The sequence below is a fragment of the Streptomyces lydicus genome (assembly GCF_000717345.1).
Classification (GTDB): Bacteria; Actinomycetota; Actinomycetes; order Streptomycetales; family Streptomycetaceae; genus Streptomyces; species Streptomyces lydicus.
In genome coordinates this window covers 105,327-131,115 of the sequence record NZ_JNZA01000005.1, presented here as the reverse complement: position 1 = coordinate 131,115, position 25,789 = coordinate 105,327, and the positions used below count along the sequence as shown (strand labels likewise).

Genomic DNA, 25,789 nt, shown 5'->3' with positions numbered 1-25,789 from the left:
GCTTGAACAGCGTAGAACCCTGGCGCGCGGACGTGGCTGTGAGGTAAGGCTCAGTCGGCGTGCGGGCCGCCCGCGGCGGCGTACGCGATCCGGACCGCTGCTGCCCTAGTCGCGATCTATCGCGTTTCGGTACGCTGGGGCGGTGGACGAACACAACGGGGGACGAGTGGGTCCCGAGACGCCGCACGCGGTGAATCTGACCAAGGCCGAGACCAGGCCGATGACCAGGCCCGCGGGTGCGCCCGTGGCCGAGGCCGACATCCGGGCGTCCGACGCGGACCGCGACCGGATCGCCGAGATCCTCCGGGAGGCGCTGGCGGAGGGCCGGCTGGATCCCGAGGAGCACGCGGAGCGGATCGACACGGTCTACCGCGCCAAGACCATGGGCGAGCTGGAGCACGTCGTACGCGATCTGCCCGCCGCGGGCGGTGGCCGTACGCGGCCGGAGTCGGAGGCGTACGCGTCCGGGCCCGGGGTTCCGCCGGCCGACCAGAACCTCGTCGCGATCTTCAGCGCCTCGGTCCGCAAGGGCCGCTGGCAGGTCCCCGCGCGGATCAACGCGGTGGCGGTCTTCGGCACCGTCGAGATCGATCTGACCGAGGCGGTCTTCCCGCAGCAGCAGGTCCAGATCAACGTCACCTCCATCTTCGGCAGCGTGGACATCCGGGTGCCGGAGAACATCACGGTCCGCAGCAGCGGCTCCGGCGTGCTGGGCAGCTTCGAGGTCACGACCAACGAGGCGCCGGACGGCGATGCCCCGCAGGTCCTGGTCAACGGCTACGCCGTGCTGGGCAGCGTGGACGCCCGGCCCAAGCGCGGCGCCTGGGTCCGCGACCTGCGCGGCCGGCTGCGCGAGGGGCACCGGGAGCTGCGCCATCAGCTGCGCGACGAGCACCGCGAACGCCACCAGCGGATGCGCGAGGAGCGACAGGAGTGGCACGAGCGGTTGCGTGCCGAACGGCGTGAGCGCCGGGACCGCTTCCGCAAGGGGCTGGACGACTGAGCGCGTTTTTCGCGTTGTCGCGATGTCGTGTTTCCGCACGATCGCCACGGTGTGCATAAGCGTGCGCACAGCGGGTAGGGCTGGTGCATCGTCTCTCGTACGGCTGCGGGGTGCGGAAAAAGGCCGTGCGCAGCGAGACGGGCAAGGGTGATTTCTCTCGCCGAAGCCGTCGTCAGGAGTAGACCGTGCTGCTACCGCATCAGCCCCTGCAGGATGCCGCTGTCGTTCCGTCCCCGCGAGTGCCTGCACGCGACGAAGCCGGTCCCTGGCATTCGGAGGCGGTGTGCCGCCGGGACGAAGCCGGGCTGTTCTTCGCCCCGTCCAAGGAACCGACCGCCGCGCGGCTGGCCAGGGAGGAAGCGGCGAAGCGGGTCTGTGCCCGCTGTCCCGTGATGGTCGAATGCCGGGAGCACGCGCTGCTCCAGCCGGAGCCGTACGGCGTCTGGGGCGGCCTGACCGCGGCCGAGCGGCGGGTCGTGCTGACCCGCCGGCGGCGGCGGGAGGCCGAACTCCAGCGCGCGGCCCATATGCCCGCGGCGGGCTGACTGCACTCCGACCCCCGCGGCCCATGGGCCACTTCGCCCCCGCCGGAGACTCTCCGACGGGGGCGAAGTGCGTGCACGGGTCGGGTGGCCGCTAGCTGGGGCGCTCGAAGTCCACCGAGCTGTACGCGCGCAGCTTCGACAGCCGGTGCTGGGAGTCGATCTGGCGGATCGTGCCGGACTTGGAGCGCATCACCAGGGACTGGGTGTAGGCGGTCTCGGCGCGGTAGCGCACGCCGCGCAGCAGCTCGCCGTCGGTGATGCCGGTGGCGACGAAGAAGACGTTGTCGCTGCGGACCAGGTCGTCGATCTGGAGCACCTTGTCCAAGTCGTGCCCGGCGTCCAGGGCGCGCTGCCGCTCCTCGTCGTCCTTCGGCCACAGCTTGGCCTGAAGCGTGCCGCCCAGACACTTCATGGCGCAGGCGGTGATGATGCCCTCGGGCGTACCGCCGATGCCCAGCAGCAGGTCGACGCCGGTGCCCTCGCGGGCCGCCATGATCGCGCCGGCGACGTCGCCGTCGGAGATGAACTTGATCCGGGCGCCGGCCTCCCGGACCTCCTTGACCAGGCCGTCGTGGCGCGGCCGGTCCAGGATGACCACGGTGACGTCCTCGACCGCGGACTTCTTCGCCTTGGCGATCCGCTTGATGTTGACCGCCACCGGCGCCGTGATGTCGACGAAGTCCGCCGCCTCCGGCCCGGTCGCCAGCTTGTCCATGTAGAACACCGCGGACGGGTCGAACATCGAGCCGCGCTCGGCGACCGCCATCACGGAGACGGCGTTCGCCATGCCCTTGGCGGTCAGCGTCGTGCCGTCCACCGGGTCCACGGCCACGTCGCACTCCGGGCCGGTGCCGTCGCCGACCCGCTCACCGTTGTAGAGCATCGGGGCGTGGTCCTTCTCGCCCTCCCCGATGACCACGACGCCGTTCATCGAGACGGTGTGGATCAGGGCGCGCATGGCCTTCACCGCCGCGCCGTCCGCGCCGTTCTTGTCACCCCGGCCCACCCAGCGGCCCGACGCCATGGCACCGGCCTCGGTCACCCGGACGAGTTCCAGGGCGAGGTTGCGGTCCGGGGCCTCGGGGCTGACCTCGAGTTGGGACGGGAGATGATGCTCGGTCATCGAGCGCACCTTTCTGTACGGCGACGGCCGCGAAGGATGAGGGTAGGTCCGACCTTATCTGCCGACCGCCAAAATGAGCAGAGGGCCCTTCGCATGAGCGGACGAATGCGGCCACGATCCTTCGTTTGCACGGGTGACGGCCGTCACCAGGGGGCCTGTCGGAGTCGCCGTGGGCATGGGGGACCATAGGGGCGTGGCAGGTATGCGAGGCAGGCAAACGGTGCGCGACATGGTCCTGTCGCTGGCGGTGATCGGCGCCCTGGTCGGGGCGATCTACATCTTCATCCCGCACGACGACAGCGCCGACGCGGAGAACAGCGCGGTCAGGACGGTCGACTACCGCGTCGAACTCATCACGGCCCGGCGGGCGGCGCCCTACGCCGTCGCGGCACCGGAGGGGCTGCCGAAGACCTGGCGCGCCACGTCGGTCTCGTACAAGGCGAGCGACGACGGCAAGGGCGGTGCCTGGCATCTGGGCATGCTCGACCCGGAGCAGGAGTACGCGTCCGTCGAGCAGAGCGACGCGTCCGCCGGCAAGTTCATCCGCGAGGTCACGCTCGGCGCCGCCAAGGTCGAGGGCAAGCAGGCCGTGGGCAGCAAGAAGTGGGACCGCTACAAGGGTGACCGGTACCGGGCGCTGGTCCGCGAGGAGTCGGGCGTGACCACGGTCGTCACCGGCACCGCGCCGTACGGGCGGCTCGCGGATCTGGCCGCCGCGCTGGTGGCCAAGAAGAGCTGAGCAGGCGCGCCCCGCGGCCGTAGGCACGACGGCAGGGCGCCCGCACCGACGACGAGGCCGCCGCACCCGGGAGGGGTGCGGCGGCCTCGTCGTGGATCGGGGTGCCTGCTCAGACGGTGGTGACGGCGTCGTCGAAGGCCAGCCGCGGCGAGCGCGGGAAGAAGGCGTCGGCGCCCGGCTTGCCGATGTTGACGACCATGAACGACTTCTGCTTGCCGTCGCCGAAGAACTCCTTGTCCACGCCGGTGAAGTCGAAGCCGGTCATCGGGCCGGCGGCCAGCCCGGCGGCGCGGACGCCGACGATGAAGTAACCGGCCTGCAGGGTGGCGTTCTGGGTGCCGGCGACCTCGCGGACGGCGGCCTCGGAGAAGAAGCTGTCCTTGATGCCCGGGGCGTGCGGGAAGAGCTCCGGCAGCTTCTCGTGGAAGTCCAGGTCCACGGAGAGGATCACGGTCAGCGGGGCGGTCAGGGTCTTCGGGCCGTTGGCGCCCATGGCGTGGTTGACCAGGCGCTGACGGGCCTCCTCGGAACGGACCAGGGTGATCCGCAGCGGGGACTGGTTGAAGGCGGTCGGGCCGAACTTCACCAGGTCGTAGACCGCCTGGACCTGCTCGTCCGTCACCGGCTCGTCCGTGAACGTGTTGGCGGTCTGGGCCTCGCGGAACAGGAGGTCCTGAGCGGCGGCGTCAAGGGCGAGAGACATAAGGGCACCTCGGTGAATCGGATCGGTCAGATTCGGTCACCCCCACTCTAAAGCGGATAGATTAAGTTTCAACTAAATCTCCCGCGTTGTGATCCGATTCACATGTTCCCGATCTTTCAGCGGCCGGCGGCTCAATCGCCCGCCGGGCCCGACTCCGCCTCGTCCGACTCCGCCAGGGCCGCGTCCAGACGGGCGCGGGCGCCGTCCAGCCAGCGGCGGCAGACCTTCGCCAGCGCCTCGCCGCGCTCCCACAGCGCCAGCGACTCCTCCAGCGTCGTACCGCCCGCCTCCAGGCTGCGGACGACCTCGATCAGCTCGTCCCGTGCCTGTTCGTAGCCGAGCGTGGAGTCCACCGGCCGCACCTGCGCCGGTGCGCCGTCCGCCCCGCCCTGCTCCGCGTCCACCCCGTCGTCCGTCTTCGCCTTCGCCATGTCTCCCACCCTATGCAGGGGGTGTGACAGCGCCCTGGACGCCGTCCACCCGCACCCTGAACTCGCCCTCGGCCACCCGGGCCCGGAGCTCCTCGTCCGCACCGACCTCCTGCGGTGAGCGCACCGCCGCCCCGTCCGGCTTCTGCAGCACCGCATAGCCGCGCTCCAGCGTCGCCTTGGGGGAGAGCGCGACCACCCGCGCGAGGGTGTGCACCAGCTCGGAGTCGGCCCGGTCCAGCAGATGGCCCAGCGTCCGCCGGCCGCGCGCCGCCAGGGCCGCCACCTGCTCCTCGCGCTCCTCGACCATCCGCTGCGGCCGTTGTATGCACGGCCGCTGCAGCGCACCGGCCAGCCCGCGCTCCTCCCGCTGCAGGAAGCCGTCGATCGCGCGCAGCGCCCGATCCCGCAGCTGCCGCACCCGGGCCAGCTCCTCGCCCACGTCCGGCACCACCTTCTTCGCGGCGTCCGTCGGCGTCGAGGCTCGCAGGTCTGCGACCAGGTCCAGCAGCGGGCTGTCCGGCTCGTGGCCGATCGCCGAGACGACCGGTGTCGCCGCCGCGCTCACGGCGCGAACGAGCTGCTCGTCGGAGAACGGCAGCAGGTCCTCCACGCTGCCGCCGCCGCGCGCCACGATGATCACGTCCACCTCGGGCAGCGCGTCCAGCTCCTGCACCGCCGCGATCACCTGTGGCACCGCGTGCACCCCCTGCACCGGTACGTTGCGCACCGCGAAGCGGACCGCCGGCCAGCGGTGCCGGGCGTTCTCCAGTACGTCGCGCTCGGCGGCGCTGGCCCGGCCGCAGACCAGCCCGATCAGCTGCGGGAGGAACGGCAGCGGCTTCTTGCGCTCCGCCGCGAACAGCCCCTCCGCCGCCAGGGACTTCTTCAACTGCTCCAGCCGGGCGAGGAGTTCACCCACCCCGACCGGCCGGATCTCGGCCGCCCGCAGCGACAGCTGGCCGCGCGGCGCGTACCACTCCGGCTTGGCGTGCACCACCACCCGGGCGCCCTCGCTGATCACGTCGGCGACCTTGTCGAAGACCTGGCGGTAGCACGTCACGCTCAGCGAGATGTCGTACGAGGGGTCGCGCAGCGTCAGGAAGACCACCCCCGCGCCGGGCCGCCGCGAGAGCTGGGTGATCTGCCCCTCGACCCACACCGCGCCGAGGCGGTCGATCCACCCGCCGATGAGCCGGGACACCTCGCCGACCGGGATCGGCGTTTCCGGGGACGTTGAGACAGCCATACGAGCGAGAGTAGCGGTGGGCACTGACAGTGGCCGCGAGCTCGCCCTCAGTCCCCTGCCCCGGCCGCCCCGCCGCCGGCCCGTGCCTGCCGCAGGTACTGCACCGCCAGCACCACCAGCCCCACCGCCAGCCAGACGCCGCCCACCACCTGGGCGGTCGGGGACGCCGCCACGATCACCGCGCCCACCACCACGAGCCCCAGCAGCGACACCACCACGTGCCGCAGCGGGCCCGGCGTCCCGGCCCCCTTGCGGATCCCGAACCAGCCGATCACCGAGGCGTGCAGCAACGCGAACGCGGTCAGCGCCCCCACGTTCACCACCGACGACAGCTGGTCGAGCCCGTCCTCCCGCCGGGCCGCCCACACCGCCGCCACCAGCGTCACCACGGCCGCACCCAGCAACGCCCGGCGCGGCACCCCGCTGCCCTCGTCCACCTGCGACATCGCCCCCGGCAGCCGCCGGTCCCGCGCCATCGCGAACAGCAGCCGTCCGGCCGCCGCCTGCCCCGCCAGCGCCGCGAACGCCGCCCCGATCGCCTTGCTCGCCGCCACCAGCTTCTGCAGCCACCCGCCGACCGCCGCGCCCGCCGTCACGTAGAAGGCGTCCCCCTGCTCGCCCGGCCTCGCCGCCAGCTCGGCCGCCGGCACCGGGGCGAGCAGCGCCGCCAGATACGTCTGCACGGCGAACAGCACCCCCGCCACCACCAGGCAGGACAGCACCGCCCGCGCCACCCGCCGCGCCCCTCCCGCGGACTCCTCGGCGAACGAGGCGATCGCGTCGAAACCCAGATAGGACAGCACCGCCACCGACACCGCGGACAGCACCGCGCCCGGCGAGAACGCCCCCTCACCGGTGAACGGCGCCGACCAGCCCCGCTGCGCCCCGTGCGCGGCGAGCACGCACACCGCCGCCACGACGAAGACCGCCAGCACCACGAGCTCCATCGCCAGCACCGCGAAGCCGACCCGCGCCGCGGTCCGTACGCCCCACAGGTTCAGCAGCGTCGTCACCACCACCGCGAGCGCCGTCCACACCCACTGGTGCACCGACGGCACCAGCGTGTGCAGCGCGATCCCCGAGAACAGGTACGCCACCGCCGGGATCAGCAGGTAGTCCAGCATCGCCATCCAGCCCGCGACGAACCCCGCGCCCCGCCCCAGCCCCACCCGCGCGTACGTGTAGACCGACCCGGCCTGCGGGGCGACCCGCACCATCTGGGCGTACGCATACGCCGTGAAGGCCATCGCGACCGTCGCGACGACGTACACGAGGGCCACCGCGCCGTGCGACTTCGCCTGCAGCGTGCCGAAGATGCCGACCGGCGCCATCGGGGCGATGAACAGCAGCCCGTAGACGAGCAGATCCCGGAACGTCAGCGTCCGGCGCAGCGGCCCCGCTCCCGCCTCCTCGGTCCGCCGCAGCGACGCCATCCCTGCCTCCTCGGTCGACCGGCCCCAGTCTGGGCCACCGGGCGAGATCTTCCGGGGAAGGGGCACGGCCTTACGATGGACCGCATGACTTCCCGCCCGTCGCCCACCGCCGCCCCCAGTGGAGACGCTGCGCGTCGCAGCGACATCCAGCCGTCCGCCCGCAAGGTCCTGCTCGCCGCCCCCCGTGGCTACTGCGCGGGCGTGGACCGCGCCGTGATCGCCGTCGAGAAGGCACTTGAGCAGTACGGCGCCCCCGTCTACGTGCGCCACGAGATCGTGCACAACAAGTACGTCGTCAAGACCCTCGAGAAGAAGGGCGCGATCTTCGTCGACGAGACCGAAGAGGTGCCCGAGGGCAACATCGTCATCTTCTCGGCGCACGGCGTCGCCCCCGTCGTGCACGAGGAGGCCAAGCGCGGCAAGCTCGCCACCATCGACGCGACCTGCCCGCTGGTCACCAAGGTCCACAAGGAAGCCGTCCGGTTCGCCAACGAGGACTACGACATCCTCCTGATCGGCCACGAGGGCCACGAAGAGGTCATCGGCACGAGCGGTGAGGCCCCCGACCACATCACCCTCGTCGACGGCCCCGACGACGTCGCGAACGTGGAGGTCCGCGACCCCGACAAGGTCGTCTGGCTGTCCCAGACGACGCTCTCGGTCGACGAGACCATGGAGACCGTGGACGCCCTCAAGGGCCGCTTCCCCAACCTCCTCTCGCCGCCCAGCGACGACATCTGCTACGCCACCCAGAACCGCCAGACCGCGGTGAAGCAGATGGGCGCCGAGGCCGACCTGGTCATCGTCGTCGGCTCCAAGAACTCCTCCAACTCCGTCCGGCTGGTCGAGGTGGCGCTGGGCGCCGGCGCGCGCGACGCCCACCTGGTGGACTACGCCGAGGAGATCGACGAGAGCTGGCTGGAGGGCGTCGGCACGGTCGGTGTCACCTCCGGCGCCTCGGTCCCCGAGATCCTCGTCCACGGCGTCCTGGACTGGCTCGCCCAGCGCGGCTACGAGGACGTCGAGACCGTCACCGCTGCCCAGGAGTCCATCGCCTTCTCCCTCCCCAAGGAGCTGCGCCGCGACCTGCGCGCCGAGGCCAGGGCGGCCGGCGGCACGGCCGAGGACTGACCGGCACGGGATTGCGTTTCCCCCGGGCATCCCGGCCCGTGGCCGCCTAGCCTTTTCCCATGAGGGTCTTCGGCGTGGACATCGGCGGATCGGGCATCAAGGGTGCCCCGGTGGATCTGGAGCGGGGCGACCTGACGGAGGAGCGCCACAAGGTACTGACCCCGCACCCGGCCACCCCCGACGCGGTCGCGGACTGCGTCACAGAGGTCGTGGAGCACTTCGGGTGGTCGGGGCCGGTCGGGGTGACCTTCCCCGGCGTGATCATCGGCGGCACCGCCCGTACGGCCGCCAATGTCGACAAGCGCTGGATCGACACCGACGTCGCCGCCCTGCTCACCGAGCGGCTGGGCGGCGAGGCCGGCGGCTGCCCCGTCACGGTGCTCAACGACGCGGACGCGGCCGGCCTGGCCGAGATGCAGCACGGCGCGGGCCGCGGCCGGTCCGGCACGGTCATCCTCCTGACCTTCGGCACCGGCATCGGCAGCGCCGTCTTCAGCGACGGCCGGCTGCTCCCCAACACCGAGCTGGGCCATCTGGAGCTGCACGGGCACGAGGCCGAGAAGCGCGCGTCCACGAAGGCCAAGGAGGACCACGACCTCAGCTGGGAGCAGTGGGCCCACCGGGTCAAGAAGTACCTCGCCCATGTGGAGATGCTGTTCTCGCCCGAGCTGTTCGTGATCGGCGGCGGGGTGTCCCGCAAGGCGGAGAAGTTCCTGCCGCTGATCGAGGGCATCAGGGCCGAGATCGTGCCGGCTCAGCTTCGGAACAACGCGGGGATCGTCGGGGCCGCGATGGCGGCGTACGCCGCTCGGACTGGCGAGCCACCCGGCGCGGACGGTTCCCCGGTTGTGGCCGCGCCTGCTCGGCAGCCTGCGCCGGCGGCCCGTCCTGGCGGTCCCGCGCCCCGTCCTGCGGTCGAATCGCCCCTCGGCTGGCCCGACGCCGGGCGATGACCGCCACCCGCCGGACGAGCGCGATGAGCGCGCAGACCAGCGTGCCCGCGTAGAGCCAGCCGGCGTTCAGCGCGAGGACCGTGAAGACGCCCGTCACCACCCCGCCGAAACCGGCCCCGCCGTGCTGGATCGGCAGCGTGCCCAGGGTGAACGCGATCGGCAGGGTGACCGGCGCGAAGACCAGGTCGTACGGCCGCACCCAGAGCGCCGCGCCCACGCTCACCAGCAGGAAGAAGACCCCGTACGCGCTCTGCACGCCGCCCAGGAGCAGCTGGTCCAGGAAGGCGAACGCCAGCAGCGCCAGCGTCGCCAGCAGCCAGCAGCCGAGCCCGGTGAGCTTGGCGGCGGGCATCCTGGCCAGGGGCGCGGCGGCCGGGACGGGCACCGGACCGCGCTGCCCGCGGGCCCGGTAGACGGCCGAGGACTCGGCGCCGACCGGGGGCGGCGGGGTACGGCGCGGCGCCCGGCCGCCTTCGTCCGCGCGGCCGCGACCACGGGCGGCCCCGGCCGGCGCCGGGCCGCGGGCCGGCGGACGCATGCCCGCCGGCGCGTGGACGGCGGCCGGCGCGCCGCCGGAGACCTGGGCGCTGCCGGCGGTCCGTGCGGTGCCGGAGGCCGGTACGGACGCGAACCCGGAGGCCCGCATCGCGGAGAGAAAGGCGTCATCGGGATCGTCGGCCACGGCCTCCGCGGGGCGTGGGAGCCGGGTGCCGGTGTCCGTGCCCGGGCGTCCGGACCGCGGCGGACCGTGCTGGTGCGTGCGCGTTTCGTATTGCTCCACCCGTCAACGGTAGGTCGCTAAGTGGTATTAACCGGTTACGGGACACGCCCTTTGTTCCGACCTTGATCCTTCGTTCGACACCGGGCGGGGGGTGCGGGCGCGGGCCGGGGGCGGGTGTCCCTGGTGGCGGCCGTCTGCGGCGGCTCGCCCCGTAGACTGGTGGATCGGCCCTCCCGGGACCGGCATCCGTCACCGGATCCGGTGACGGAGCGGCTGCCCACCCACCACCACCCTTCGGAAGTCGAGTCGCCACCGTGTCGCTCACGATCGGAATCGTCGGTCTGCCGAATGTCGGCAAGTCGACCCTGTTCAACGCCCTGACCAAGAACGACGTGCTGGCGGCCAACTACCCGTTCGCCACCATCGAGCCGAACGTCGGCGTCGTCGGCGTCCCCGACCCCCGCCTCGGTAAGCTCGCCGAGATCTTCTCCTCCCAGAAGATCCTCCCGGCCACCGTCGACTTCGTCGACATCGCGGGCATCGTCCGGGGCGCCTCGGAGGGCGAGGGCCTGGGCAACAAGTTCCTCGCGAACATCCGCGAGTCCGACGCGATCTGCCAGGTCATCCGCGCCTTCAAGGACGAGAACGTCGTCCACGTCGACGGCAAGGTCTCGCCGAAGGACGACATCGAGACGATCAACACCGAGCTGATCCTCGCCGACCTCCAGACCATCGAGAAGGTCCTGCCGCGCCTCCAGAAGGAGTCGCGCATCAAGAAGGACGTCGCCCCGAAGGTCAAGGCCGTCGAGGAGGCCAAGGAGATCCTGGAGAAGGGCGACACCCTCTTCTCCGCGGGCATCGTCCAGGGCTCCGGCAACGAGGAGCTCCTCCACGACCTCCACCTCCTCACCACCAAGCCCTTCCTCTACGTCTTCAACGTCGACGAGGACGAGCTGACCGACGAGGACTTCAAGAACGAGCAGCGCGCGCTGGTCGCCCCCGCCGAGGCGATCTTCCTCAACGCCAAGCTGGAGGCCGACCTCGCCGAGCTCGACGAGGACGAGGCCCTCGAACTCCTCCAGTCCGTCGGCCAGGACGAGCCCGGCCTCGCCACCCTCGCCCACGTCGGCTTCAACACCCTCGGCCTGCAGACGTACCTGACCGCCGGCCCCAAGGAAACCCGCGCCTGGACCATCAAGAAGGGCGCCACCGCCCCCGAGGCCGCCGGAGTCATCCACACCGACTTCCAGAAGGGCTTCATCAAGGCCGAGGTCATCTCCTTCGACGACCTCGTCGAAACCGGCTCGGTCGCCGAGGCCCGCTCCGCCGGCAAGGCCCGCATGGAGGGCAAGGAGTATGTGATGCAGGACGGGGATGTGGTGGAGTTCCGGTTCAACGTCTAATACGTCCGGCGAAAGGCCGTCTGACCTGCGACGGAGCGGGTTGGGCGGCCTTTGCGGTCCGCGCAGAGTCCGCAACGTGCTGGATGAGTCCGGCACGAGGTGGAGCGGTTACGCCGCTTCGTCGACCGCCGTCTCGCCGTCCGCAGGGCGGTCCGCGTACGCCTTGTCGACGGCGGCCCGGGTCCGCTCCTCGGAGTCGGGCCACAGGTGGGTGTAGATGTTCAGCGTCATGGCCGCGTTGGTGTGGCCGAGGCGCTCAGAGACGGTCTTCACCGACTCGCCGTGCTTGATCAGCAGGCTGGCGTAGTGGTGCCGGAGGGCGTGGGGTCCGGTGCCCTTCGGTAGGCCGGCCTTGGCGCAGGCGGGCCGCCAGGACCCGTCCATGAAGTGCGTGTAGACCACAGGCCCGCCTTGCGGCGCCGTGAAGATCCAGCTCTCGGGCCCATCGGCGGGGAAGTCCCGCAGGTGGGCCTTCATCGCATCCACTGCCATGCGGGGGAGCGGAACCGTGCGGTGTGAGCGCGCGGTCTTCGGCGGTCCGACGTACACCCCATGCTTGGCGGCCTGCTGTATCTGCTGCTCGACCGAGACGGTCGCGTGCAGCAGGTCCACGTGCCGGAGTTGGAGGCCGAAGAGCTCGCCGGGGCGGAGCCCAGTGGCCGCGCCGAGCAGCACAAGGCCCTTGTACCGGGCGGGTATCTCCTCGGACAGCGTCCGCACCTGCTCAACGGCCAGTGGCACGATCTTCTTCCGTGGTACCGACGGCAGCTTCGCCTCGGCGCACGGGTTGTGAGGGATCATCCGATCACGGACGGCCGCCCGGAAGACGGCGTTGACCGTGTTGAAGACCGTGCGTGAGGTGCTGGCGGCCAGCCCATGCGTGGCGGTCAGGCTGGTGACCCAGCTCTGTACGTCGCCGGGCTTGATGGCGCCGAGTGCCCGCTTCTCCCAAGCGGGGTAGACGTAGCAGCGCAAGTGCTGGGCCACCGCCTTGGCCGTGGAAGGCCGGTGCGGCTGGATGGCCCGCCATTCCTCTGCGTACTCTTTGAAGGGCTTCTTCGCCGACCGCGGGTCGACGTACTGTCCGGTGACCACGCTGGCCGTGACCTCGTCGAGCCACCGCTGGGCGTCGATCTTGCGGTCGAAGTGGCGGGCGTGCTCCTTGCCGTCGAGGTCGCGGTAGCGGGCCCGCCATTTGCCGTTGGGGCGCTTCTGGATGTTGGCCAAGTGGCCTCTCCTTCGCGTCGGTTATCAGTAGTGGCCGCCGTCCTCGATGTCACTGGTGAGGGTGCGAGCGTCCCGCTCGTCGCCCATGAGGCGGAGGCACTGCTCGTGGATCGCCCGCGAGCTGTCGGGGTGAGCCTTGACGTGATTGGCGATGGCGACCACGGCGTGGTGCAGGCGGTCGCGTGCGTCTCGGGTCTCGTAGAACGCCTCGACGGCTTCCTGGACGAGCCGGCGGCTATCGATGTCGAGGCCCTCCAGGGGCGGTGACATGAGCTCTTCGAGGGGGAGTTCGAAGACCCGCGTAAAGGCGAGGGCCTCGTCGAGGTTGATGCGCCGGCGAGGCGTGCCGTTCTCGATGCGCCAGACCGCTGTCTGGTTCATCCTGACGCCAGCCCTGGTCACCCGCTCGGCCAGCTCGGTCGTGCTCCAACCTCTGACCTCGCGCTCCAGGGCCACGCGCGCGGCCACGTTCCCCTCGCTGTAGAGCAGGGGCACCTCGCCACCCTCGGGCTTGTCGCCTGCCATCGAACCTCCATCGTCACCGTAGCTATCCCAATTGAAACACGAGCTTCCCAATTTGGGTAACCGCCGATCCTGGGGTACAACTCTATGCGGATCGAATCACTTCCTAGCCGAATGGGAATGCATGCGATATCTGACCACCGCCGAGGTCGCCGAGCGCTACCGCACAGCCGAAAGCACCGTCCGCTACTGGCGCCACATCAAGAAGGGGCCGCTCGGCATCAGGGTCGGCAAGCGGGTGCTGTACCCCGAGGCCGAGCTGCTGCGCTACGAGCGCACCTTGATCGACGGCCGAGACGAGTGGGGCCTGGCCTCATGAGCTGCCGGCAGCCCCAGACACAGCAACGGCCCCCGGCGCGCCAACGCCGAGGGCCGGAGATTCCCCTGCACGTCGCCCATCCCTGAACGAACGAACCGGTGAGGGGCGGGACCTTGCCCGTCCCGTCCCTCACTTGAGAGGAACGTCTATGGAGGACTTTACGTCCCCCGCCACCTCGAACACATCCAAGGTTGTCTGGCCCACCACCGCGGTCCCCGGCCAGGGCATCCCCTGGCGCAACGGGGACCGAAGCGGGGACCGAACGGAGTCACGGTCCCCTGCTGCACACGCCAGCCGTGATGCTTCGACGGGTGTTCCGGTCGGGGACCGAAATTCCCCCCGCACGGAATATGAGCAGGTCAGCGCCTTGGGGACCGGTCCCGCCGGCGCGGAAGCCGGGGACCGGGCGGAGACTTTCGGTCCGCCGGTCCCCGAACCCGGTCCCCGAATCTCGGACCAGCGCGGCGCGCTGCGAGTAGATGGCGAGGGCCACGGTCCCCACGCATCTGCGGGGACCGTGGTCCCCGACGGCGAATCGGGGACCGGGGACCGCGCCGGTACGAGCAGCGAGACGGCCGACGAAGGAGCCGCGCTGCTGGATGACCTACGTGCGGCGATCGGCCGGTACGCGGTGCTGCCGAGCGACGAGGCCCTGACGGCGGTCACGCTGTGGGTGGCGGCCTCCCACATCCAGCCTGCCCTCCAGCACGCCCCACGGCTGGCGGTCGTGGGGCCGACCAAGGGGTGCGGCAAGTCCCGGGTCCTGGACGTGCTCCATGAGACCGTGCACCAGCCGATGATGACGGTGAACACGTCGCCTGCGGTGGTGTTCCGCGTCATCGGCAAGAACCCGCCGACGCTGCTGGTGGACGAGGCCGACACCATCTTCGGCCCCAAGGCCGGCGACAAGGAGGACCTTCGCGGCCTGCTGAACGCCGGGCACCAGCGCAACCGACCCGCCTGGCGGATCTCCGGGCCAGAGCACAAGCCGACGGCGTTTCCCACCTTCGCCATGGCCGCGCTCGCCGGGATCGGCAACCTACCGGACACGATCATGGACCGGGCGGTCGTCATCCGCATGCAGAAGCGTAAGCCGGGCGAGCGGATCACTCCATTCCGCTCGCGGTACTCGCTGCCCGAACTGCACGCTCTGCGTGACCGGCTGACCGCCTGGCTGGCCCCGCTGCGGAGCAGCGCCGCGGGCTTGGTTCCGAAGATGCCGGTCGAGGATCGCGCCGCCGACACCTGGGAGCCGCTGGTGATCGTCGCCGACCTGGCCGGCGGTCACTGGCCCTCGCGGGCCCGTGCCGCCTGCCTGGCGATGACGCGCAACGAGGTGGTCCAGGACGAGCAGACGACGCTGAAGACGCGGCTGCTGCGCGACGTCCGCCGTGTGTTCGAGCAGGAGGGCAACAAGGATGCTCTGCGCAGCCAGGACCTGCTCGCCGCCCTCGTCCAGGACGCCGAGGGGCCGTGGGCCGAGTACGGGACCAAGGGTCTGAACGCCTACCACCTGGCCAACCTGCTGCGCGACTTCGGCATCAGCCCGGCCAACCACCGTTTCGAGAACGGCAGGCAGGCCAAGGCGTACGCCCGTAACCAGTTCTTCGACGCCTGGGCTCGCTACTGCCCTGACCCTTCCCAGCCGGCCCCCACAGCCGACGAGGCCGCGCTCGCACGGCCAACCCACGGCAAGCTGCCCGCCCCTCCCACCGGGATGCTGCCCATCGGTCCGCCCGGCGGGCCTGCCAGCCCCAAGCCCACTCGCTGACACCAGCTCCGTATCAATCCGTCGCATCCGTCCCCGCGCAGGTCAGCGCGGGGACGGAGTTCCTTGCCGATACGGATCACTCCGTACCGGCGCCCGCCTCCGTACCCACCCTGACCAGCTACGGGACGGATGCAACGGACGTGACGAAGCCCCACCCCACGACCACCGGAGCGCCACCATGTCCGAAACGAGCACCGACAACGCCCCCACCCGCCGCCGCAAGGGATTCTTCGGCCTGACCTGTCGATCAGCAGCAAGCTGGAGCGAACGAGCCTCTAACGAGGCTTCGTCCGCGCTTGCCCCCGCCCCAGGGGTGGCGGAGGAGAAGGCCGAGCGCCAGGGGGCGCACGAGCCGGAGGAGGGCATAGCCGAGATCGGCTGCCTGCCCGCAGCAGATTCCGTCGCCCCGATCACTCAGCCGCCCGCCGAAGTCCAACCGCCCGTCGAGCAGCCCTCCTGGCGGGATCTCGACGCCCCCGTCCTGCCCGCGCTGATGAACCGCAAGCGCACGGTTGAAAAGCGCGACCAGGAGAAGACCATCCGCTTCACGCGGACCGCGGTCCGCGTGATCAGCGCCGCCGCTCACCAGCGCGGGCAGAAGTTCGCCGGATTCGTCGGGGACGCCGCCCTCGCCGTCGCCCTTGGCAAGGCGGGGCTGGTTGGCAGCCCGGAGGACGATCCACTCCGCCCGCTGATCGAGGCCGTCGAGGCGCACACGGTCGCGCTGAACCGCATCGGTGGCAACCTCAACCAGATCACCGCAGCCATCCACCGAGGAACGGTGCCCGAGCGTGCCGAGGCCGTGCTGGAATGCGTCGAGCAATCAGCCGAGAAGAGCTACCGACTGATCGACCAGCTCCTGGCAGAGGGCACCGCTCATGGTGCCTGACGTCTCCACCGGTTCCGACTCCCGCGGACTGATCGTCTACCTCTTCGGCCCCGGCCGACGCGACGAACACACGGACTCTCATATCGTCGCCGCCTGGGACATGGCCGGCGCCCCTGACCCCGGCCGCGACCCGGCGGCCACCTACTCCCAGCTCGCCAAGCGCCTCGACCACCACGTCGACCTACGCACCCGCGAGCTGGGTGGCAAGAAACCACCTCAGCATGTCTGGCACTGTCCGGTCCGTACCGCGCCCGGCGACCGCTACCTCACCGCTCCTCGCACCCCCACCGGCGCCGAACGCGCCAAGGCCGAGCGCCAGGGCCAGGCGGTCACGGCACGGCAGTGGCTGCGCGAGCAGGCGTACGCGGTCGCCGCCGTACACAACGAAGCCGACTACTTCACCGTGCTCCAGTCCCTCGGCATCAAGGTCAAGACTCGCCTCGGCCCAGAGACTGGTGACGTGATCGGCTACAGCCTCGCCGCACCTGGCGACACCAACGCGGCGGGCGAACCCGTCTGGTACGGCGGCTCGAAACTCGCCCCTGACCTCTCCATCAACCGTCTACGCGAACGCCTCCCCGACCAGGAAGTGGCCGACCGCCCGCAGGATGCGGCGGACCCTGCCGAGCCATGGAGGAACGCCACCACCGCAATACACACGGCGCACTCCGTCCTCGACTCCGGTGACGATGCCGCCGCCCAGGGCTACCTGGCCGCCTTCGGCGATGCCCTGTACAACATCGCCAGCGCCACGACCAGCCCACACCGGGCAGAACTGCGGGCGGCGGCCAAAGCGTTCAACCGCGCCCGTCGCTCCGCCATCCGCGCCGACCACCAAGGCGCCACCGCCTTGCGCAAGGCAGCCAAGGAACTCGCCTACGCCTCCAGCGAGCCGGGAGGGCTCGCCATCGCCCTGCTCTTCACCACCGTTCATCTGGCCCGCGCCGCCGCCAAGTGGCACGAGCAGCGCGGCCACGAACAGCAGGCCGCTGCGGCCGAGGAAGCCTTCCGCCACCTTCAGGCGGGCTATCAGCAGGCCACCTCACCCGTCCTGGCCGACTTGGCCCGCCGCGCACCGCGAGCCGCGACCGCCCGCCGCTTCGAGCAGGACGTTCGCGCGACCCTCCCCAACCACGCCGACCGGATCCTCACCGACCCCGCTTGGGCCGCCCTGACCACAACCCTCGCCTACGCCGAGACCGCCGGCCACAATCCCCGACGCCTCCTGGCAGAGGTGGGATCAGAGCGAGAACTCAACAGCGTCGAGCACCCCGCCGAGGTCCTCAACTGGCGCATCACTGCTCAACCGAACAAGCGGGCGCAAGCCGCTCGCGGACGACGCACCACCAGCGGCGCCTCGTCCGCGACTGCCACATTGCACCCTCCGGCCACGTCACCAATGGCCATGAGGCCCGAAGAACGCGGTCGGCACCGCTGACCCGGCCAGATGCCCTCGCCACGTCGCGGCGGGGGCATCGGCCCTTTGCCCCCGGGTTCGCGTCAGGCTGCTTCGGTTTCGTTCGGAGCAGCGGGTGCAGCAGTCCGCGCAGTGAGCAGCCGCCCTACCCACGTCCGGGCCTTGATCAGGTGCTCTGCTTGGAGCCCGGTACGGGGGTCAGGTTGGATCAGGAGGGTCGCCGCGCCGTGGGCGGTGCGCTCTGCGGCCCAGGAGTGGTCGAGGGCGGTGAAGTCGTCGTCGATCCAGACCGCGGGGGCATCGTCCAGCCAGGCGTCGACGTGGTCGCGTTTCCACAGGTAGCCGTTGGGGTGGCTGGTGGTGATCTGCGGATGTGGCAGGTCGACGTGCGGCAGAGGCGGGAGGTCGAGAAGCGGTCCGATCAGGGTGGTGGCGTCCTGCCGCCAGCTCGTGCACCAGAGCGGCGTGACGAGCCCCGTACGGATCACGTCCATAAGCATGGGGCCATGGGCGGGGTCGAGCCAGACGGTGACCGGGTTGTCGGCGTTGCGGCCAGTAGGAACGACGTCGTGGCGGGAGTGGGTGGCCGGGATCGAGCCGTCTGTGTCGGGGAAGGGGATGAGGACGCCGTCGATGTCAAGGAGCAGGCAGGGCGGGCGCATCGGTTCCTCCAGGGGAAGCCGGGGCGAATGGCTGTCAGAGCCTGCGAGCGCGGATCAGCAAGGTGGTGGGCCAGTGGCCCATGCGGGGGTCGTGGAACTCCTGGGACGCGGTGAGCCAGAAGCCCGCCCGGCTGAGGTGCTTATCCCAGTGGTCGGTGGCGAACTCCCAGCGAGCGATGGGGAGCTGGGTGCGGTCGGGGAGAGTGACGTGGTCGCGGCGGGGCCGGTCGTCGGCGGCGGGGCTTCGGCCGCCGCGCTGCGGGTGGGGGACGGAGAAGGCGAGTACCCGGCCGGGCGTGAGGCGTTGGGCGAGGGCTGGGAGGAGGAGTTCGGGGGCGACAAGCCCGACGGCGCCGAAGACGGAGTAGATCGCGTCGAACTGCTCGTCGGAGGCGTGCAGGTAGTGCAGGGCATGGCCGGCGACGAAGGTGAGGTTGTTCAGCCGTCCGTAGTGGGAGCGGGCGCGGCGGACCTGGAGGCCGACCAAGTCGACGCCGGTGACGTGGGCGCCGTGGCGGGTGGCGAGGTGGGCGGCGTTGTGACCGGGGCCGCAGCCGAGTTCGAGGAGTCGCTTGCCGTGCAGGTCGGGGCCGAGGATCTCGGCGCCGGGCCCTTGACCGGGTCTCGTGGTCCACTCCATCCGGGCGGGTACGGCGAGGGGTTCGGCAAGTCCGGCGGCGGTGCGCTGAAGGGCGTGGGCGTGCCATGGGGAAGCCTGGGCGAGCACGTCAGATCTCCAGAAGGTGGAGGACATCGCTGAGGTGGCGTCGGACGACCTTGATGTAGGCAGGGTCGGTGGCCGGGTCGTCGATCCAGCGGATGGCCTGCTCCATGAACCACTCGACGGCCCACATGCGGTGCCAGCCCAGGGCCCAGTTCTCGGCGGCGAGCCCGCCGCGTGGGGCGAGGGCGTCGGGGGTTCCGCCGGCGGTGACGTACTGCTCCAGGAACACGCGCAGGCGCACAGGGTGCGGGGGCTCGATGGTGCCGTGCCAGCTGGCGAGGTCGAGCAGACCGGGGCCGGTGAAGGCGCGGGCGAAGTCGAGCAGTCGCCACCCGCGCTTGCCGAGGTGGAGGCTGGTGGGGTGAAACTCGGAGTGCACCCAGCCGAACGGCGCCAGCGTCGCTCCGGCCGAGCGGTCTTCGGCTGCCTGGCCAACCCGGTCGAGCGTGTCCTCGACGTCGTCGGCTTCCTGCCACCGGTCGGCCTTGCGCAGCCGTCCGAGGTGCTCCAATGCCCGGGCCGGCAGCATACGCAGCCGCTCCCGGTCCAGGACGGGCAAGGGAGGAGCCGCACGGGTGCCGTGCAGGACCACGGCTGCGGCGACGCCGTCCAGGTCATCGGCCTCGCGCACGGACGGTCCGAGGTCCTCCATGAGCATGCCGAGCCAGCCGTCCAGAACGGCGGATGCGTGGACCTGGGGGACGGGAACGCCGAGGGTGTGGGCCAGGTGGAGGGCCTGATCCTCGCTGTCGAACGGTTTCTTGGCGTACTTGAAGATGGCCGTGGAGCCGTCAGGGAAGGCCACGCGCTCGACTCCGGACATCGACCACACGCGGACCTCCTCCCGTACGGCGGCGGCCTGACCGATCACGGTGATCAGGTTGTCGAGGAGTTCGGCGCTGGGGTTCGGGCTCATCGGGGGCTCCGGTCGGTTGGAGGCGTCCAGGGCGGGCAAGTGGGGCCGGCCCGCCCCGGAACCTGATCGGGTGAGGGTTATGCGGCGGGGTTCACGCGGCGGGCGTAGACCTGCGCGATCCAGCCCGCCTTGAACGCGGCGAGGTCGTCACGGAAGTTCGCCATCAAGGCGCCGTAGGGCGCGACGACACCACCGGTCTGGTCCGGCACGGACTGGCAGCCGTGCACCAGGCGTCCACCCAGCGCGGCGTGGGCCTTGATGGACTCGATCCGGCGGTGCTCGTTGAACCAGCCGCCGTGGTAGACCTCATCGAGCATCCCGCCCATGTCGTCGTCCAGGTCGAAGACGACGGAGGTGGCGGCGGGGAAGAACCAGCACGGGCCGACGTTGGAGATGTGACCGTCCAGTTCGACCTTGTTGAGCGCCATGAGCGTGGCTGCCTCGCGGAGCATCCGCAGGTGGTCAGCGGTGATCTGCGGGAGCCCGAGACCGGCCAGGTGCTCATCGCGGAAGAGGTAGGCGTACACCTCGTACGCGGTGGTCAGTACGCGAGCGGCGTCCGAGGTGGACCCGCCGTGGTGCTTGATGAAGTCGAGCGCGAGCTGCTCGACCGCGCTCTCGGTCGTCTCGTCCACGTCCAGGAGCTGGGCCTTGACCAGCTCCCAGTCGGCGACGAGCCACGTGCTCGACTCGAAGCGGAAGAAGTACTCGGCCGGGTCGATGGTGATGCGCCGGCCGTTGACCTGGATGCCGGGCAGTCGGCTCCAGCGCGGGTCGAACGCCTCGGGCAGCTCGACCGTGATGGCCGTGGTGTCGATGGTGGTCACCGTGTCTCCGTCTCTGATCGTCCGGTCCGGGCACAGGAATGCCCGAAGCCGGTGTGGGCGTACGGAACTTCGGGGAGCCGCCCGGACCAAGGGGGAGCCTGGATCACGGTCGCGCCGTTCCGGGCGGCTGCTGATAAGTGAACCGGTGGTCACGCTCAGTGGGTACGGTGGAAGGCAGTTGAAGCGGTATACGCGGTTTACAGCTCCGGAGCGGAGGCGAACGTGGCGGCGCAGAGAGCCCCCAACTTCCTTCTGCGCGAAGTCATCGACGCGGTCGGCTGCACCTACGAGGCCCTCGCCCGAGACGTGCGGCGCATCGCCGCCGAGAACGGCGAGATCCTCCAGACCAACAAGTCGGCCATCTCGCACTGGGTGAACGGCACCCGCAGCCCCTCGGGCCGGGTAGGCCAATACCTCGCCGAAGCGCTGTCCCGCCGAGAGGGACGAACGATCACCCAGACCGAGATCGGCCTACGCGCTGGCGAGGCCGAAGAGCCGGCGGAATCCGACCCCGTCCTCGCCGTCACCGACCTGGGCCGCGCCGACGTCGAGCGCCGACGTTTCCTCTCCATCGCGGCCTTCACCACCGCCGGCGTCGCCATGCCGCTCGGCTACGACCACGAGGCCGCCGCCCGCATGCTCCGAGCCCGCACCGGCACATCCGTGGTCGGCGCGGAGGACGTGGACGTCGTACGCCAGATCACCGCGGCCTTCAGCGCCGCCGACGAGCGTCTCGGCGGCGGGCACGGTCTGACCACCGTCACCGCGTACCTCGCCGACACCGCCGCCCCGATGCTCCGCGGACGCTTCCCCTCGGAGCCGTTACGCCGCGCCGCCTTCGGCGCCGTCGCCGAACTCGCCTACCTCGCCGGGTGGAAGCACCACGACCTGGGCCACGAGGGCGCGGCCCAGCGCTACTACCAAGTCGGCTACCAGCTCGCCTGCGAAGCCGACCCCCAAGGTCACGCGGCCTGGATGATGCGCGCCCTCGCCCACCAGGCCCTGAGCCTCAAGCTGCCCCACCACTGCGTCGACCTCGTCGAAGGCGCCCTGCGACGCGGCCTCGGCCACGTCGACGGCCAGACCGAGGCTCTCCTCCACATCACCCACGCCCGCGCCTACGCGGCCACCGACGAGAACCCGGCAGCAGCACGTGCCCTCCTCGCTGCCGAAGACGCCCTCCTACGGGACGACGGCACCCAGCCCAGCTACTCCCGCGTCAGCGGCCCGGCTGCCGGCACCGTGGCCAGCCACACCGCCCGCACCCTCACTGACCTCGCCGACCACATCGGCACCGAACAGCAGCACCGGGACGCCCTCACCCGCTGGGACCCCGACAAGTACAAGCGCGTCCACGCCCTCACCTACGCCGACCTCGGCGACAGCCTTGCCGCCCAGACCCGAGCTGATGAAGCGGTCGCCGCTTGGACCCAGGCCCTCGTGCTCATGGAAGGCATGACCTCCGACCGCACCCGCAAAGCGATCACCTCGATCCGCTCCACCCTCGCGGTCTACCAGCGCCGTCGCGTCCCCGGTGCCGCCGATCTCGCCCGCCGCGCCCGCGAGGCCCTCGCCTAACATGCCCAACAACCCGCCCGACGAAGGGAACACCGTGGCCCAGCAGACCGATGACCAGCCGAAGGCCCTCAAGCCGGCGCTCGACTCGATGACCCTGCTGGTCGCGGCCGTCATCGTCCACGACAAGGCCACCAACCGCGTCGTCCTCCTCCAGCGCAGCGAGAACGCCAAGTTCGCCCAAGGCAAGTGGGACCTCCCCGTCGGCAAGAGCGAACCGGGCGAGCCCATCACCGAGACCGCGGTCCGCGAGCTTTTCGAGGAGACGGGCCTCACCGTGAAGCCAGAGTCCCTCAAGGTCGCCCATATCATCCACGGCGCCTGGGGCGTCGAAGCCCCCAACGGCTTCCTCACCGTCGTCTTCGCCACCCACGAATGGACCGGTGAACCCGAGAACCGTGAACCCCACAAGCACAGCCAGGTCCGCTGGGTCGACGCTGACGCCATTCCCGAAAGGTTCGTGGACACTACCGCCAGTGCCGTTCACCGGTACCTTGCAGGCGGGCTTCAAGTCTCGCTCGACGGGTGGCAGTAGACCGTTGGTCGTTGCCTTCCTAGCCATAGCCCTGGTTCGTCAGTCGAGTTCGGACTACTAGTAGTACCCGCCGGTACTGCTTGCACTCAGGTGATGTAGGCTGCTCTATTTGGGTAGTTGGCCGCGCGTCAATCATCATGGGTAGAAGCTCCACACATAAGCTCTCATTAGAAGGAAGAACTAGTGCCTAGTTCCTTTAATTCCCAGCGCAATATGTTCTGCGATCGCGCCGTGTTGGGAAACGAGGCGAGCGTCGAAACGTTCTTCGTCAACCGCCTCCTTGAGGAGCTTGGCTACCGTGACGGGCAGATCAAAACGAAGGAGTCGCTCACAAAGCTGATGGTTAGTGAGGGGCGTCAGCGAAAGATGTATCGACCGGATTACGCGCTAGAGGTCGACAATACAATCCGCTGGGTCGTTGAAGCTAAAGCGAGAGACGAAAGCCTTCTTCCCTTTGTTGGTCAGGCAGCCAGTTACTGTCACAAAATCAACGCTTCCCATCGCGACGGGAACCCCGTTACGCATTTCATCATGACGAACGGTGATCAAACGGAAGTTTACGAGTGGGATCGACAGGATCCAATCCTCTCGTTGTCCTTTAAAGACTTTGACGGTGTTAGTGAAAAGTGGGTGAAGTTGAAAGAGATCATGTCGCCCGATGCGTTCGCATCTAAGGGATGGTCTTCCCAGCCTTCCCTTTTTGAGACATCAATGACCATTCGCCCTGCATCCATTTCGGAAATTAACGCAGCTTTCGCTTGGTGTCACAAGTTCATCTATCGTCGCGAGAACTACAGTTACTCTGCTGCTTTCATGGAGTTCGTGAAAGTTGTGTTCCTTAAGCTGCTGAGCGATAAGGCCATACACGCGAATCCTGAAGCTTCAGTGTCGGAAGATGGCACTCTGCAGATTCCTGCAAACGAGGTAAAGTTCTCTACCGCCTGGATTGAAAGGATGGAGAGGGAAAGCCCGAATCCTGTTGCCGATGTTCAGTTCGGAAATCTTGTCCGCGATCTGGAAGAGGAGATCCGAAAGCGCAATAAGAAGCGGATCTTCAATCCAGGAGAGATTCTTGATCTGAGCCCTGAAACGATTAAGGGGGTGGTGGCAAAACTACAAGACCTTGATCTCTATAGCATGGACTCGGATCTCAATGGGCGTCTTTTTGAGACGTTCCTAAATGCAACTCTGCGCGGTAAAGACCTTGGTCAGTTCTTTACGCCGCGTAGCGTGGTGAAGCTAGCTACTCGACTTGCTGATTTGCAGGTTCGGCGTGATCATGTTGATACCATGATCGATGCATGCTGCGGAACCGGCGGGTTTCTAATTGAGAGCCTTTCCGACATGTGGGCAAAGGTTGATGGGAATAAGAGCCTGTCGGCAGCCGAGAAAGGGAAGCTGCGCGAGGATATTGCCACTCAGCGAATCTTCGGAATCGACGTCGCGAAGGAACCTGCCCTCGCGCGAATCGCCCGCATCAACATGTACCTGCATGGAGACGGCGGAAGCCGCGTCTACCAGCTTGACGCCCTTGATAAGCGCGTCAGGTCTCACCCAACCGAGACACGCGAGGTTCGCGACGAAAAGGATGAGTTTAAATACGTCGCAGAAACTTCAGGATTCGATGTTGCCCTGACAAATCCGCCATTTGCGAAGGAGTATGCACGCAAGACGGATGTGGAACGGCAGATTCTTGATCAGTACGAGCTTGCTTTCCAAGATTCAGGTCGGACGCGGAAGCCGGTGTCTAGCCTGAAGTCGAGCATGATGTTTATTGAGAGGTACCACGACTTGCTGCGGCCGGGTGGCCGCCTCGTGACGGTGATCGACGACTCAATTCTCGGTGGGGATCGGGAAAAGAGAATTCGATCTTACGTACGTGACAAGTTCATCGTCAAGGCAGTGGTTTCTCTGCCTGGCGATGCTTTTCAGCGTTCGCAAGCGCGAGTGAAGACTTCCATCGTGGTGCTGCAGAAGAAACATCATCCGGAAGAAGAGCAGACGCCGGTCTTCATGTACTACTGCACCCGGGTCGGAATCGACGAAGTTGCTCGCCAACGAGTGCTGCCAATCGATGAAGAGAACCGCAAGGCTGCAGAAGCGGAAATCGAAAAAGTCGGAAGTCTATATAAGGCGTTTCTGGATGGGCGAGCTGATGCGGATGACTGGACGGTAGCCGCTGATGCGATTAATGGCCGAATGGATGTCAAGGCATGCTTGCCGAGTCCAGGGCGAAATGTGGAAAAGTGGCAGGATGCAGGGCATAAAGTCTTGAGCGTTGGGGAGATGCTCAGGCCGGCCTTCGGTGCGGTCGAAATTTCTGCAGATGGTTTGCAGTCCATCGATCGAGCGAGTGACATTGTCGTCCCGGCCGAGAATGATGATCTCGTAACGCTGCTTCGAGTCCGCTATGATGGAGTAGCTGAGTCTGGCGAGACTATCGTGGCCTCCGACTCGACGTACGACGTGCTGTATAAGGTTAAGGCGGGGGATGTGGTCATTAGCCACATTAATGCCGTCCATGGGGCAGTTGCGGTAATTCCGGTGGAACTCGAAGGGATGGTAGCTACTAAGGAATACACGGTGTGTCGCCCAAGGGAGGGGTACCATCCCTTTCTTATTTGGCAGATGCTGCGTACTCCGGAAGCTCGGGCCGACCTTCTTCTTGCTTCGACGGGGATGGGAAGGACGAGGGTGGACTGGGGAATCGTCTCTCAGTTGCAGCTTCCAGTGCCGTCTGTAGAAGTCAGCGAAGCCGCCGTCAAGGCCGTGGAAGACGCTCGATCCTTGGAGCGCAAGGCGCAGGCACTCTACGAGACAGCTGCCCGTACGTTGGGTGCATCTCTCAACCTTGACAATGCTGAGGCCAGGGCACTCCTTGCTGCCTTTAAGCCGCCCCGCTAGACCCTGAGTCCGCCAGGGCCGCAGAGGTGCGTGAGCGCGAACAGTGAGGGGTGGGCTTGGTCGGCGCCAC

At 68.8% G+C, this 25,789-nt stretch carries 23 protein-coding genes and 2 pseudogenes; 13 read left to right on the top strand and 12 right to left on the bottom strand.

The features are described from left to right. Nucleotides 1-220: 220 nt before the first annotated feature. Nucleotides 221-862, top strand: a pseudogene (locus OO62_RS05955) (DUF1707 SHOCT-like domain-containing protein); the annotation flags it as partial. Nucleotides 863-1,188: 326 nt separating this feature from the next. After that, nucleotides 1,189-1,548, top strand: a complete 360-nt coding sequence (locus OO62_RS05950; RefSeq protein WP_033266155.1) for a WhiB family transcriptional regulator — start codon at nt 1,189-1,191, stop codon at nt 1,546-1,548. Between the two features lie 91 nt (nt 1,549-1,639). On the opposite strand, the gene glpX is transcribed toward OO62_RS05950, so the two are convergent. Further along, nucleotides 1,640-2,671 (bottom strand): class II fructose-bisphosphatase, encoded by a 1,032-nt coding sequence (glpX, locus tag OO62_RS05945; protein ID WP_033266154.1) that lies wholly within the window; start codon nt 2,669-2,671, stop codon nt 1,640-1,642. A 202-nt stretch (nt 2,672-2,873) separates the two neighbouring features. On the opposite strand from glpX, the gene OO62_RS05940 reads away from it, so the two are divergent. Continuing rightward, nucleotides 2,874-3,410, top strand: a complete 537-nt coding sequence (locus tag OO62_RS05940) for a DUF4245 domain-containing protein (RefSeq protein ID WP_077193385.1) — start codon at nt 2,874-2,876, stop codon at nt 3,408-3,410. 109 nt (nt 3,411-3,519) lie between these two features. On the opposite strand, the gene OO62_RS05935 is transcribed toward OO62_RS05940, so the two are convergent. The 4 genes from OO62_RS05935 to OO62_RS05920 form a co-directional block, all read right to left on the bottom strand. Then, on the bottom strand, nt 3,520-4,113 hold the full coding sequence (locus OO62_RS05935) for a malonic semialdehyde reductase (RefSeq protein ID WP_033266152.1): 594 nt from the start codon (nt 4,111-4,113) through the stop codon (nt 3,520-3,522). Nucleotides 4,114-4,244: 131 nt separating this feature from the next. Further along, nucleotides 4,245-4,544: an exodeoxyribonuclease VII small subunit gene (locus tag OO62_RS05930; RefSeq protein ID WP_033266151.1), complete on the bottom strand. Its 300-nt coding sequence runs from the start codon at nt 4,542-4,544 to the stop codon at nt 4,245-4,247. Between the two features lie 10 nt (nt 4,545-4,554). Next, on the bottom strand, nt 4,555-5,790 hold the full coding sequence (gene xseA, locus OO62_RS05925) for an exodeoxyribonuclease VII large subunit (RefSeq protein ID WP_033266150.1): 1,236 nt from the start codon (nt 5,788-5,790) through the stop codon (nt 4,555-4,557). A 47-nt stretch (nt 5,791-5,837) separates the two neighbouring features. Next, entirely contained in the window at nt 5,838-7,223 is a 1,386-nt protein-coding gene (locus OO62_RS05920) for an APC family permease (RefSeq protein ID WP_051732788.1), read from the bottom strand. 84 nt (nt 7,224-7,307) lie between these two features. On the opposite strand from OO62_RS05920, the gene OO62_RS05915 reads away from it, so the two are divergent. Together OO62_RS05915 and ppgK are read left to right on the top strand one after the other, a co-directional pair. Further along, the gene (locus OO62_RS05915; protein WP_228332526.1) at nt 7,308-8,354 is read left to right on the top strand and encodes a 4-hydroxy-3-methylbut-2-enyl diphosphate reductase; all 1,047 of its coding nucleotides are present in this window, start codon (nt 7,308-7,310) and stop codon (nt 8,352-8,354) included. A 59-nt stretch (nt 8,355-8,413) separates the two neighbouring features. Continuing rightward, a complete protein-coding gene (ppgK, locus tag OO62_RS05910; protein ID WP_033266149.1) occupies nt 8,414-9,307 on the top strand; it encodes a polyphosphate--glucose phosphotransferase in 894 nt (297 codons plus the stop codon). Between the two features lie 13 nt (nt 9,308-9,320). Here ppgK and OO62_RS41505 read toward each other — a convergent pair. Continuing rightward, nucleotides 9,321-9,659, bottom strand: a pseudogene (locus tag OO62_RS41505) (DUF6542 domain-containing protein); the annotation flags it as partial. 683 nt (nt 9,660-10,342) lie between these two features. Here OO62_RS41505 and ychF point away from each other — a divergent pair. Then, nucleotides 10,343-11,431 (top strand): redox-regulated ATPase YchF, encoded by a 1,089-nt coding sequence (ychF, locus tag OO62_RS05905; protein ID WP_033266148.1) that lies wholly within the window; start codon nt 10,343-10,345, stop codon nt 11,429-11,431. Nucleotides 11,432-11,539: 108 nt separating this feature from the next. Here the strand turns inward: ychF and OO62_RS05900 are convergent, their stop codons facing one another. Both OO62_RS05900 and OO62_RS05895 read right to left on the bottom strand, forming a co-directional pair. Further along, complete coding sequence (locus tag OO62_RS05900; protein WP_033266147.1) at nt 11,540-12,658, bottom strand: tyrosine-type recombinase/integrase; 1,119 nt, start codon at nt 12,656-12,658, stop codon at nt 11,540-11,542. Between the two features lie 24 nt (nt 12,659-12,682). Beyond that, nucleotides 12,683-13,183, bottom strand: coding sequence for a helix-turn-helix transcriptional regulator (locus OO62_RS05895; protein ID WP_033266146.1), 501 nt, complete (start codon nt 13,181-13,183; stop codon nt 12,683-12,685). 121 nt (nt 13,184-13,304) lie between these two features. Here OO62_RS05895 and OO62_RS05890 point away from each other — a divergent pair, with 121 nt between their 5' ends. From OO62_RS05890 to OO62_RS05875, 4 genes are all read left to right on the top strand, one after another. After that, nucleotides 13,305-13,499 carry a helix-turn-helix domain-containing protein gene (locus tag OO62_RS05890; RefSeq protein ID WP_033266145.1) on the top strand — a complete coding sequence of 65 codons (195 nt, stop codon included), beginning with the start codon at nt 13,305-13,307 and terminating at the stop codon, nt 13,497-13,499. Between the two features lie 517 nt (nt 13,500-14,016). Continuing rightward, nucleotides 14,017-15,270 (top strand): DUF3631 domain-containing protein, encoded by a 1,254-nt coding sequence (locus OO62_RS05885; protein WP_033266144.1) that lies wholly within the window; start codon nt 14,017-14,019, stop codon nt 15,268-15,270. 313 nt (nt 15,271-15,583) lie between these two features. Beyond that, nucleotides 15,584-16,159 carry a hypothetical protein gene (locus OO62_RS05880; RefSeq protein WP_033266143.1) on the top strand — a complete coding sequence of 192 codons (576 nt, stop codon included), beginning with the start codon at nt 15,584-15,586 and terminating at the stop codon, nt 16,157-16,159. Next, entirely contained in the window at nt 16,149-17,597 is a 1,449-nt protein-coding gene (locus OO62_RS05875; RefSeq protein WP_033266142.1) for a hypothetical protein, read from the top strand. The genes OO62_RS05880 and OO62_RS05875 overlap by 11 nt, the downstream gene beginning before the upstream one ends. 62 nt (nt 17,598-17,659) lie before the next feature. On the opposite strand, the gene OO62_RS05870 is transcribed toward OO62_RS05875, so the two are convergent. The 4 genes from OO62_RS05870 to OO62_RS05855 form a co-directional block, all read right to left on the bottom strand. After that, a complete protein-coding gene (locus OO62_RS05870; protein WP_033266141.1) occupies nt 17,660-18,238 on the bottom strand; it encodes an HAD domain-containing protein in 579 nt (192 codons plus the stop codon). Between the two features lie 34 nt (nt 18,239-18,272). Next, nucleotides 18,273-18,965 carry a class I SAM-dependent methyltransferase gene (locus OO62_RS05865; protein WP_033266140.1) on the bottom strand — a complete coding sequence of 231 codons (693 nt, stop codon included), beginning with the start codon at nt 18,963-18,965 and terminating at the stop codon, nt 18,273-18,275. 1 nt (nt 18,966) lies between these two features. Beyond that, a complete protein-coding gene (locus OO62_RS05860) occupies nt 18,967-19,878 on the bottom strand; it encodes a phosphotransferase family protein (RefSeq protein WP_033266139.1) in 912 nt (303 codons plus the stop codon). Nucleotides 19,879-19,955: 77 nt separating this feature from the next. After that, nucleotides 19,956-20,705: a hypothetical protein gene (locus OO62_RS05855; RefSeq protein ID WP_033266138.1), complete on the bottom strand. Its 750-nt coding sequence runs from the start codon at nt 20,703-20,705 to the stop codon at nt 19,956-19,958. Between the two features lie 222 nt (nt 20,706-20,927). Here OO62_RS05855 and OO62_RS05850 point away from each other — a divergent pair, with 222 nt between their 5' ends. The 3 genes from OO62_RS05850 (at nt 20,928) to OO62_RS37650 (ending at nt 25,719) form a co-directional block, all read left to right on the top strand. Further along, nucleotides 20,928-22,283, top strand: a complete 1,356-nt coding sequence (locus OO62_RS05850; RefSeq protein ID WP_033266137.1) for an NsdA family TPR-like regulatory protein — start codon at nt 20,928-20,930, stop codon at nt 22,281-22,283. Nucleotide 22,284: 1 nt separating this feature from the next. Next, nucleotides 22,285-22,815: an NUDIX domain-containing protein gene (locus OO62_RS05845; protein ID WP_033266136.1), complete on the top strand. Its 531-nt coding sequence runs from the start codon at nt 22,285-22,287 to the stop codon at nt 22,813-22,815. A gap of 183 nt (nt 22,816-22,998) precedes the next feature. Beyond that, on the top strand, nt 22,999-25,719 hold the full coding sequence (locus OO62_RS37650) for an N-6 DNA methylase (RefSeq protein ID WP_129322865.1): 2,721 nt from the start codon (nt 22,999-23,001) through the stop codon (nt 25,717-25,719). The last annotated feature ends 70 nt before the right edge of the window (nt 25,720-25,789 follow it).

Excerpts from the sequence above, each read along its gene's own strand:
- OO62_RS05935 (WP_033266152.1), bottom strand. The coding sequence starts at position 4,113 with ATGTCTCTCGCCCTTGACGCCGCCGCTCAGGACCTCCTGTTCCGCGAG.
- OO62_RS05870 (WP_033266141.1), bottom strand. The coding sequence starts at position 18,238 with ATGCGCCCGCCCTGCCTGCTCCTTGACATCGACGGCGTCCTCATCCCC.
- OO62_RS05915 (WP_228332526.1), top strand. The coding sequence starts at position 7,308 with ATGACTTCCCGCCCGTCGCCCACCGCCGCCCCCAGTGGAGACGCTGCG.
- OO62_RS05920 (WP_051732788.1), bottom strand. The coding sequence starts at position 7,223 with ATGGCGTCGCTGCGGCGGACCGAGGAGGCGGGAGCGGGGCCGCTGCGC.
- OO62_RS05940 (WP_077193385.1), top strand. The coding sequence starts at position 2,874 with ATGCGAGGCAGGCAAACGGTGCGCGACATGGTCCTGTCGCTGGCGGTG.
- xseA (WP_033266150.1), bottom strand. The coding sequence starts at position 5,790 with ATGGCTGTCTCAACGTCCCCGGAAACGCCGATCCCGGTCGGCGAGGTG.
- OO62_RS05845 (WP_033266136.1), top strand. The coding sequence starts at position 22,285 with ATGCCCAACAACCCGCCCGACGAAGGGAACACCGTGGCCCAGCAGACC.
- OO62_RS05890 (WP_033266145.1), top strand. The coding sequence starts at position 13,305 with ATGCGATATCTGACCACCGCCGAGGTCGCCGAGCGCTACCGCACAGCC.
- OO62_RS05860 (WP_033266139.1), bottom strand. The coding sequence starts at position 19,878 with ATGAGCCCGAACCCCAGCGCCGAACTCCTCGACAACCTGATCACCGTG.
- OO62_RS05895 (WP_033266146.1), bottom strand. The coding sequence starts at position 13,183 with ATGGCAGGCGACAAGCCCGAGGGTGGCGAGGTGCCCCTGCTCTACAGC.
- OO62_RS05875 (WP_033266142.1), top strand. The coding sequence starts at position 16,149 with ATGGTGCCTGACGTCTCCACCGGTTCCGACTCCCGCGGACTGATCGTC.
- glpX (WP_033266154.1), bottom strand. The coding sequence starts at position 2,671 with ATGACCGAGCATCATCTCCCGTCCCAACTCGAGGTCAGCCCCGAGGCC.
- OO62_RS05930 (WP_033266151.1), bottom strand. The coding sequence starts at position 4,544 with ATGGCGAAGGCGAAGACGGACGACGGGGTGGACGCGGAGCAGGGCGGG.
- ppgK (WP_033266149.1), top strand. The coding sequence starts at position 8,414 with ATGAGGGTCTTCGGCGTGGACATCGGCGGATCGGGCATCAAGGGTGCC.